The 2,160-nt window shown below is 70.4% G+C and carries 3 protein-coding genes; 2 read left to right on the forward strand and 1 reads right to left on the reverse strand.

Features of this window, described 5'->3' with window-relative positions; translation table 11 throughout:
- Positions 1-126 precede the first annotated feature (126 nt).
- Entirely contained in the window at positions 127-483 is a 357-nt protein-coding gene (locus D588_RS0114600; protein ID WP_017916509.1) for a hypothetical protein, read from the reverse strand.
- Positions 484-622: 139 nt separating this feature from the next.
- On the opposite strand from D588_RS0114600, the gene D588_RS0114605 reads away from it, so the two are divergent.
- Both D588_RS0114605 and D588_RS0114610 read left to right on the forward strand, forming a co-directional pair.
- Positions 623-856 (forward strand): hypothetical protein, encoded by a 234-nt coding sequence (locus D588_RS0114605; RefSeq protein WP_017916510.1) that lies wholly within the window; start codon positions 623-625, stop codon positions 854-856.
- Between the two features lie 71 nt (positions 857-927).
- Positions 928-1,956, forward strand: a complete 1,029-nt coding sequence (locus D588_RS0114610) for an SDR family oxidoreductase (RefSeq protein WP_017916511.1) — start codon at positions 928-930, stop codon at positions 1,954-1,956.
- Positions 1,957-2,160 lie beyond the last annotated feature (204 nt).

The raw sequence follows: 2,160 nt of genomic DNA on the forward strand, positions 1-2,160 counted from the left end.
AAGGGCGCTGCGGCGGGCGCGCAGGGCAGCGGTACCCGCGCCAAACGCAAGACCGCAACTCCCGCACGCAAGCGCGCCTGAGTACCGCGCCGCCGCGGGCGCGGCGGGCGGGCCCGGCGACGCGGATCAGCCGCAATACAAGGTGGTGATGTTGTTGGTCGGGCCGATCTCGACGGTCAGGCGGTCGCCGCCGGTCTCGCGGGCGCCGCGGTTGGCGCTGTCCACGCCGCTGGAGGTGGCGCCGTTGTCGCTGACGCTGCTCTTGACCACCTGCACCTTGAGGCTGTCGCTGTCGACGCGGGCGCGTTCGACGGTCATGCGCGAGGCGGCCAGGCCGACCGCGCCGCGGACCTTGTCGATATGGCACTGTCCGGAGATGACGCCGTCGATCGGCTGCACCTGAGCCACCTGGGTGGTGCTGCAGGCGCCGAGCAGCAGCACGGCGGCGAACGGGGCGAGGCGGGCAAGCGGGTGGCGGATCATGGGGCGTCTCCTTCGATCGATGGCGCGAGCCTGTCGCGGCGCATGTTTGCGCCGCATGAAGAGATCGCGCCGGCGGTTTCACCGGTCGTGGCCGCCGGCGGGGCCAGACTCGGGATTCCCCCAGCAACCGGAGCCGATCATGGCCACCTGCGATGTCTGCGGAAACGACTACGACCAGGCCTTCACCCTGACCCAGGGCGCACGCAGCGGTACCTTCGATTCGTTCGAGTGCGCCATCCACGCCTTCGCCCCGCGCTGCAGCCACTGCGAGTGCCGCATCGTCGGCCACGGCGTGCAGGCCGGCGAGCGCATGTTCTGCTGCGCGCACTGCGCCCAGCACGCCGGCGTCAGCGGTCTCGCCGACCGCACCTGAGCGACGCCCGTTCCTTCCCTTCGAGGAGGGCTGCGCGACCGCGTCCTCCTCCCGCATCCGGAGTATTGCCGATGGCCTCCCGCAAGCGTCCTGCCGCCACCAAGTCCGCCCCGTCCAAGCGCAGCAGCGCCACGGCGTCGTCCAGCGCCAAGACCGTGCAGCAGCAACGCGCGCTGCAGCGCGCGGTCGATGCCGGCGACGCCAAGCCCAAGCGCGCCAAGCCGGGCGACGCCGGCCAGGCCGGGCCGCGCAAGCAGCCGCAGCGCATGCCCAGGCAGCACCTGGCCAAGCCGGGCAACGAGCACGAACTGGCGCTGCAGCCGCGCTTCGAGGCGCCGGAGTACGTGGGCAGCGGCAAGCTGCGCGGCATGAGCGCGATCGTGACCGGTGCCGATTCGGGCATCGGGCGCGCGGTGGCGGTGCTGTTCGCGCGGGAGGGCGCGGATGTGGCGGTGCTGTACCTGGACGAACACGAGGATGCGCAGGTCACCCGTCAGCACGTCGAGAACGAAGGCCGCCGCTGCATCACCATCGCCGGCGACGTGAAGGATCCGGCGTTCTGCGAGGACGCGGTGGCGCAGACCGTCAAAGCCTTCGGCGGGCTCGATGTGCTGGTCAACAACGCCGCGTTCCAGTTGCATTGCGATGCGCTGGAGGACCTGAGCGAGGAACACCTGCAGGAGACCTTGCAGACCAACATCGCCGGCTATTTCCACATGGCGCGCGCGGCGCTGCCGCATCTCAAGCGTGGTTCGGCGATCGTCAACAGCGGTTCGGAGACCGGGCTGTTCGGCAGCAAGTCGCTGTTGGACTATTCGGCGACCAAGGGCGCGATCCATGCCTTCACCATGGCGCTGGCCAGCCAGTTGCAGCCGCGCGGCATCCGCGTCAACGCGGTCGCGCCGGGGCCGGTATGGACGCCGCTCAATCCCGCCGACAAGCCTGCGGAGGACGTGGCCGAATTCGGCAAGCAGAACCCGATGGGACGCCCGGCGCAGCCGGAGGAGCTGTCGCCGGCGTATGTGTTTCTGGCTTCGCCGATCACCGCCAGCTACATCAATGGCGCGATCCTGCCGGTGATGGGTGGGCCGACGGGGTAGTGGGTGCGTGGGTTGGCGGGTGAGTTGGCTGGCGGTCGGACCCTCACCCCAACCCCTCTCCCGGAGGGAGAGGGGCTCGGCGTCTCCCTTCCCCCATCGGGGGAAGGTGCCCCGCAGGGGCGGATGAGGGTACGGGTCGCTCGTGTTCGATCTCAGCGAGTCGCTACGCGCCCTACCCTCACCCCAACCCCTCTCCCGGGGGGA

This window comes from Xanthomonas sp. SHU 308 (genome assembly GCF_000364645.1).
Classification (GTDB): domain Bacteria; phylum Pseudomonadota; class Gammaproteobacteria; order Xanthomonadales; family Xanthomonadaceae; genus Xanthomonas_A; species Xanthomonas_A sontii.